The organism is Clostridium ihumii AP5 (genome assembly GCF_000612845.1).
GTDB classification, from domain to species: Bacteria; Bacillota; Clostridia; order Clostridiales; family Clostridiaceae; genus Clostridium_J; species Clostridium_J ihumii.
This window is the reverse complement of record NZ_CCAT010000065.1, coordinates 203510-211220: the sequence shown is the minus strand read 5'-3', so window position 1 is coordinate 211220 and position 7711 is coordinate 203510. Positions and strand designations below refer to the sequence as shown.

4 protein-coding genes are annotated in these 7711 nt (G+C 28.7%); all 4 read left to right on the top strand.

The window, feature by feature from the left end; translation table 11 throughout:
• The first annotated feature begins 301 nt into the window (after positions 1 to 301).
• Positions 302 to 1615 carry an MBL fold metallo-hydrolase RNA specificity domain-containing protein gene (locus BN346_RS14265; protein ID WP_051540424.1) on the top strand — a complete coding sequence of 438 codons (1314 nt, stop codon included), beginning with the start codon at positions 302 to 304 and terminating at the stop codon, positions 1613 to 1615.
• Between the two features lie 225 nt (positions 1616 to 1840).
• Positions 1841 to 5359: a pyruvate:ferredoxin (flavodoxin) oxidoreductase gene (gene nifJ, locus BN346_RS14260; protein WP_040329492.1), complete on the top strand. Its 3519-nt coding sequence runs from the start codon at positions 1841 to 1843 to the stop codon at positions 5357 to 5359.
• Between the two features lie 653 nt (positions 5360 to 6012).
• The gene (locus tag BN346_RS14255; RefSeq protein WP_040329491.1) at positions 6013 to 6387 is read left to right on the top strand and encodes a DUF1292 domain-containing protein; all 375 of its coding nucleotides are present in this window, start codon (positions 6013 to 6015) and stop codon (positions 6385 to 6387) included.
• Between the two features lie 677 nt (positions 6388 to 7064).
• On the top strand, positions 7065 to 7706 hold the full coding sequence (locus tag BN346_RS14250; protein WP_040329489.1) for an HAD-IB family hydrolase: 642 nt from the start codon (positions 7065 to 7067) through the stop codon (positions 7704 to 7706).
• Positions 7707 to 7711: the final 5 nt, after the last annotated feature.

Here is a 7711-nt window from a genome sequence, read left to right as displayed (position 1 = left end):
CTAAATCAATTTTTAAAGAAATACTAATTTAAATAATTCCTGTTTCTTGATGAAAGAAAAAAGTTTTTCAATTGATAAATCTGCTATTTTGAATTTGAACTTGGATACCCTTAAGAGTGAGACTAGCTCGGAATCATTTTATAGTAAGTATTTCTTTTGAAAACAATATATTTACAGTTTAAAAAATAGTTTTGAATTTGAGCTTGTTTCCCTATAGCATGAAATTTATTTTTATAAATAAGATTTATTTAGGAGAAACTATTTATAAAGTAAGAATAAATTTAAGCTTAGAGGTGATTTTGTGGAAATTAAATTTTGTGGTGCTAATAAATGTGTGACAGGGTCTTGTCATCTATTAAAAATAAATAATAAACAAATTTTATTAGATTGTGGTAAGTTTCAAGGTGAAGATGAAAAAATAGGAAACAATGAAGACTTCATATTTAATCCAAAAGAAATCAGTTTAGTGATATTATCACATACACATATAGATCATAGTGGTAGAATTATGTTGTTGTATCAACGAGGATTTACAGGAAAAGTTATATGTACAAAAGCAACAGTAGATTTATGCAAAATTATATTAGAACAAAATGAAGAATTATCAAAAAAAGAAATTGAAAGTTACTTAGATAAATTTGAGGGGTATGACTATAATCAAGTTATAAAGATAGATGATAAAATTCAACTTGTTTTTAAAGATGCAGGACATATGTTAGGGTCAGCAATATGTGAACTAAATATAAAAGAAAATAATAAAAATATAAAATTAATATACAGTGGAGACCTAGGAAACTTAGATTTACCTTTAGTTAAAGATCCTGAAAAAATATATCGTGGTGATTACTTAATATTAGAAAGTACTTATGGCGATAGAGTACATAAAATAAAAAGAAATGAATTTGCAAAGCTTATAGATATTATAAAGGATATTACTGAAAAACAAGGAAATGTGCTAATTCCAGCTTTTTCATTAGGTAGGACTCAAGAGATACTATATACATTAAATAAATTTATAGAAAAAGAAAAGTTAAAGGTAAAAGTTTACGTAGATAGCCCTTTAGCGTCAAAAATAACAGATGTTTTTGAGAATAATTTTGAGTATTTTGATAAACAAGCTAAAAAATATATAGAACAAAATGATAATCCACTAGATTTTAAAAATTTATATTTCACAAGTTGTATAGATGAATCTAAGGAACTTAAAAACTTAAAAGGTGTTGTTATTATAGCTGCAAGTGGTGATTGTAACAAAGGTAGGATAATTCATCATATTAAAAACAACATTGAAGATGAAAATAGTGCATTAGTATTTGTGTGTTCGCAAGGAAATAAAACATTAGGACGAGAAATTTTAGAAGGTAAGAAAGAAGTAACAATTTTAGGTGAAACATTAGAGGTTAAAAGTAAAATCTATAACTTGCAAAGTTTATCAGGTCATGGTGATTGTGAAACTATAAAGGGCTGGATAGACAATTTTTTAGAGAAACCAAAAAAAATATATTTAGTTCATGGAGAGGAAATTGTACTTTCAAAATTTAAGGAAAATTTAGAAAAAGCAGGATATTTCGTGAAAATACCTAATTATGGAGAAAGCGAAATCATAGATAGTTAAAAATATAACAAAGAAAGTAAAGGAATAATACTTGAAATTTAGTTAGGATGGCATTATTATTATAAATGAAGGATGTATAAAATGTTATTTTAATAAAAATATTATAAGGTTAGGTTTTTTTGACTTTTTAAGCAAATTTTTTTGTTATTAGAATAATTATATTATTTAGAATTTTTTGCTTAAAATGAAATCTTAAAGTAAATATAAAGAAAGAAGGTTTGGACGATGAGACAAATGAAAACTATGGATGGAAATACAGCTGCTGCTCACGTAGCATATGCTTACACAGATGTAGCTGCAATATATCCAATAACACCATCATCACCAATGGCAGAACACTGCGATGAATGGGCTGCCCAAGGAAGAAAAAACATCTTTGGTCAAACTGTAAAAATGATGGAAATGCAATCTGAAGCAGGAGCAGCAGGAGCAGTTCACGGATCATTACAAGGAGGAGCATTAACTTCTACATTTACAGCTTCTCAAGGATTATTACTTATGATTCCTAACATGTATAAAATAGCAGGAGAATTACTACCAGGTGTATTTCACGTGAGTGCTAGAGCTTTAGCAGCTCAAGCATTATCAATCTTTGGAGATCATCAAGACGTAATGGCTGCAAGACAAACAGGTTTTGCATTACTTGCAAGTAATAGTGTTCAAGAGGTAATGGATTTATCACCAGTATCACACTTAGCTGCAATAGAAGGAAGAATACCATTCTTAAACTTCTTTGATGGATTCAGAACTTCACATGAAATACAAAAAATAGAAGTTTGGGATTATGAAACATTAGCTAAATTTGCAAATATGGATGCTGTAGAAGCATTTAGAAATAGAGCATTAAATCCAAATAGCCCAGTAACAAGAGGAACAGCTCAAAACCCAGACGTATACTTCCAAGCTAGAGAAGCTTCAAACAAGTTCTATGATGCAATTCCAGAAACTGTTGAGAAGTATATGGAAATGGTAAATAAAGAAATCGGAACAGACTATCACTTATTCAATTACTATGGAGCAGCAGATGCTGAAAGAATGGTAATAGCAATGGGTTCAGTTTGTGATACTATAGAAGAAACAATAGATTATTTAACAGCACAAGGAGAAAAAGTAGGTTTATTAAAAGTTCGTTTATATAGACCATTCTCACTAGAACACTTCTTTAAATATATACCAAAAACTGTTAAGAAAATTGCAGTTTTAGATAGAACTAAAGAACCAGGTTCAGCTGGAGAACCATTATATCAAGATGTAAGAAATGCATATTATGAATGTAGTGAAAAACCAGTTATAATTGGTGGAAGATATGGACTTGGATCAAAAGATACAACTCCAGATCAAATAGTAACTGTATTCGATCACTTAAATGGAGAAAACTTAAAGAATGGATTTACATTAGGTATTAATGATGATGTAACTCATACTTCAATAGATATTACAAGAAGCATAAATGTTGCTGATGAAGGAACTACAGCTTGTAAATTCTGGGGATTAGGATCAGATGGTACAGTTGGAGCAAATAAAAGTGCAATAAAAATTATCGGTGATAATACTGATATGTATGCTCAAGCATATTTTGCATATGACTCTAAAAAATCAGGTGGAATAACAGTTTCTCACTTAAGATTTGGTAAAAAACCAATAAAAGCAACTTATTTAATAAACGCAGCTGACTATGTTGGATGTCACAACCAATCATATGTTACAAAATATGATGTTTTAGCTGGAATTAAAGACAATGGAACATTCTTATTAAATTGTATCTGGGATGAAAAAGAATTAGACAAACATTTACCAGCATCAATGAAGAGATACATTGCAGAACATAATGTTAAATTCTATACAATTAACGCTGTAAAAATAGCTCAAGAAATAGGCTTAGGTGGAAGAATTAACATGATAATGCAAGCTGCATTCTTTAAATTAGCTAACATAATTCCAGTTGAAGAAGCTGTTAGACATTTAAAAGATGCTGTAGTTAAATCTTACGGTAAAAAAGGCGAAAAAGTTGTTAACATGAACAATGCTGCTATAGATAAAGGAATAGAATCAATTGTTGAAGTGAATGTTCCAGCATCATGGAAAGATGCAGTAGATGAAGCATTACCAATGAAATCAAAACCAGATTTCGTTAAGAATGTAGTTGATGTTATGAATAGACAAGAAGGAGACAAGCTTCCTGTAAGTGCATTTAATGGTATAGAGGATGGTACATTTGCTCCAGGAACAGCAGCTTATGAAAAGAGAAATGTAGCTATAAGTATTCCAGAATGGATACCAGAAAATTGTATTCAATGTAACCAATGTGCATATGTTTGTCCACATGCAACAATAAGACCATATGCAGTAACTGAAGAAGCATTAAAAGATGCTCCAAAAGCTATGAAAATTGCAGATGCTAAAGGCGGAAAAGCGTTTGAAGGATTAAAATTTGTTATGACAATTTCAGCAGAAGATTGTACTGGATGTGGAAACTGTGCAGAAGTTTGTCCAGCAAAAGAAAAAGCATTAGTAATGAAACCAGCAAATACTCAAGAAGCACAAGCTGAAGTTTGGGATTTTGCTACTGAAAAATTACCAGCTAAAGCTCAAAATCCAATGGGTGTTTCTAACGTAAAAGGAAGTCAATTTGAGACTCCACTTTTAGAGTTCTCAGGTGCTTGTGCAGGTTGTGGAGAAACTCCATATGCAAAACTTATAACTCAATTATTTGGAGATAGAATGATGGTGGCTAATGCTACAGGATGTTCTTCAATTTGGGGTGGTAGTGCTCCTTCAACTCCATATACAGTAAATCATAAAGGACAAGGTCCAGCATGGGCAAACTCATTATTTGAAGATAATGCAGAGTTCGGTCTTGGAATGTTCTTAGGTGCAAACCAAATGAGAGACAAATTAGTTATAGAAGTTGAAAAAGCTGTTGAAGCTAATATAAATGCTGATTTAAAAGCATTATTAAATGAATGGTTAGAAAAGAAAAATTGTTCAGAAGCTACTAAAGAATTAGCAGCTAAAATATTACCATTACTAGAAGCTGAAAAATCAAATGAAGCATTAACAGAAGTAATAAACAAAAAAGACTTCTTTGTTAAGAGATCTCAATGGATATTCGGTGGAGACGGTTGGTCTTATGATATCGGATATGGTGGAGTTGACCACGTTTTAGCAACTGGTGAAAATGTTAATATTTTTGTATTTGATACAGAAGTTTATTCAAATACAGGTGGACAATCATCTAAAGCAACTCCAACTGCAGCTATAGCTAAATTTGCAGCATCAGGTAAGAAAACTAAGAAAAAAGACTTAGGTATGATGGCAATGAGCTACGGTTATGTATATGTTGCTCAAATAGCAATGGGTGCTGATCAAAATCAAACACTTAAAGCTATAAAAGAAGCAGAAGCATATGATGGTCCATCATTAATAATTGCATATGCACCATGTATAAACCATGGAATCAAAAATGGTATGGGCAAAACTCAATTAGAGTCTAAATTAGCTGTTCAATCAGGATACTGGTCATTATATAGATTTAATCCAGTATTAAAAGAAGAAGGAAAAAATCCATTCTCATTAGATTCTAAAGAGCCAACATTATCATTTAGAGATTACTTAATGGGTGAAGTAAGATATGCATCTCTTCTAAAATCATTCCCAGAACAAGCAGAAGCATTATTTGCTAAAACAGAAGCTGATGCTAAGGAAAGAAGAGAAAACTACAAAAGACTTGCAGAACAACAATAGTCTTTAAAATATATAAAAAAACAGTCTCGAATTTATATTTGAGACTGTTTTTTTATTTACTATAGAAATATAAGTTAAAATTTTAAGTTATTCATATTTTAGTTGAGAAAGAGCAATTTAAAATGTTATACAAAATTAACAATTAACGATGAACAATTAACAATGAAGGATAAAATTGATGTCTCAGTTTTTTAAAATCAAATTTTATAATAATTTGCAGAGCAAATTAGTGGAAAACAATATAAAAACTTAGTTTTTAGGTATTTCTATTTTAAATATTAGGAATGAGATGAGTAATATTAAGCATAACTGTCAATTATCAATTTTCAATTGTCAACTGGTTCAAAATATAAAAATAGGAATAAACTGCAACTCTAGAATTATCATTTGATAAATTTGTTATTTTAAATATTAGAAATGAATAATATATTTAATAACTGTAAATTAATAAAGTTGATGAAAGTTTGTTTTTGTAAAACAATATAAAAATAATGAAATGCATATTTTTATGAATAGGATTAATTTTTAATTATGAAATATTTATATTAAATGTGAATTTTAAATAAAAATTATATTTTTATAACAAAAAGCTTTTAAAATATTAGATTTAAGGGTACAATTAATACATAACGAGATACAGGAGGTATTTAACAATGAGTGACGAAAAGAAATGCGGATGTGGATGTGGCTGTGAAGGTACAGAAGAAGTAAAACATGATGGATGTGGATGCGGACATGATCACAACCATGAAGATTCAGATTGTGGATGCGGATGTGGATGTGAAGATCACGAAGTTTTAACAGTTGCATTAGAAGATGAAGAAGGAAATAGCATTATTTGTGAAATAGTAGATGGTTTTGTATTTGAAAATAACGAATATGCATTAGTTCAAAATCCTGAAGATGATTCAGTTTACTTATTTAAAGTTGTTGGTGATGATGAAATAGGAGAACTAGTAGTTCCAGAAGACGACGAATATAATGCTGCAAGAGCATATTATGAAAATGAAGTAGCTTCTCAAAACTAATGAAATATGAAAAAACCGTTGTAAAAGACGGTTTTTTTTATTTAAAAATGAAAATAATATATAAGTATAGGGTTTGAAAATTAAAATTTTAGTTATTTATGTTTTGGGTGAAAATGGGCAGTTTAAAGTGTTGTACAAAAATTAAAAATTAATTATGAAGAATGAAATTGAAGTCTCAGTTTTTTTGAATCAATTTTTATGATAATTTGCTAAGTAAATTAGTTAAAACATATATTACAAAAATATTCTAATTAATAGTTAGAGTTACTATTAAAACTATGATTAGTAAGAATATTATAATGGGGAATTTATTCTCCAAAATGAACTTTTTATGGATAAATATTATATTAGTTTTATTTGAAGTACAAATAAAACATTGTAGAGGGGATTTCAATCCCCGGGGATATTCAGCATCATTGTTAATTACTAACTGTCAACTGGTTCCAAATATAACAATGTAATAAACTGCAAGATAAGTAGTACCATTTGAGTAAGAGATTACTTTGAATTTCAGCTTGAAACCCTATAAAATACTAAATGTATAAGTTGAAAACTAAATTTTGAATAATATAAAGGTATATGAATATAAGTAAAAATATTCTATAATAATATTAATAAATGAGAACAAATATTAAAGATTAAATTTATTTAAATATAAAATAGGAACTGGAGTATATATGGAAAAATTAGCTATATTTGATGTAGATTACACTATAACTAAAAGGGAAACCTTATTTGAATTTTATATGTTTATGATAAAGAAAAAGCCTAAAGTTGTATTGCACGCACCGAGAAATATAATATCAACTATATTATTTTGTTTAAAGATTAGAGATGCTTCAAAAGCAAAAGAGACATTTATAAGATTTATAGATGGCATAGAAGATGTTGAAATGAAGTGTTTGGTTAAAGAATTTTATGAAGAAAGATTGTGCAAGATTTTTTATAAAGATGCAATTGAAATGATGAAAAAGTTAAAAAAAGAAGGCTGTAAGATATATTTAATATCTGCATCAGCTGAATTCTATTTAAATGAATTATATAATATAAAAGAAGTTGATAAGGTGATTGGAACAAGATTTAAATTAGAAAATAATATCCATAAACCTAAGATAGAGGGGGAAAATTGCAAAGGTGAAGAAAAAGTTATAAGGCTTAAGGAAGAGTTAAAAAAAGATAATATTGAGGTGGATTTTAAAAATTCTTATATGTTTTCTGATTCATTATCAGATATGCCATTATTCAAATTGGTAGGAAATCCATATTTAATAAATTATAAGAAAAAACATGATTATATAAAAATACTAAAATGGAAGTAGGGGTA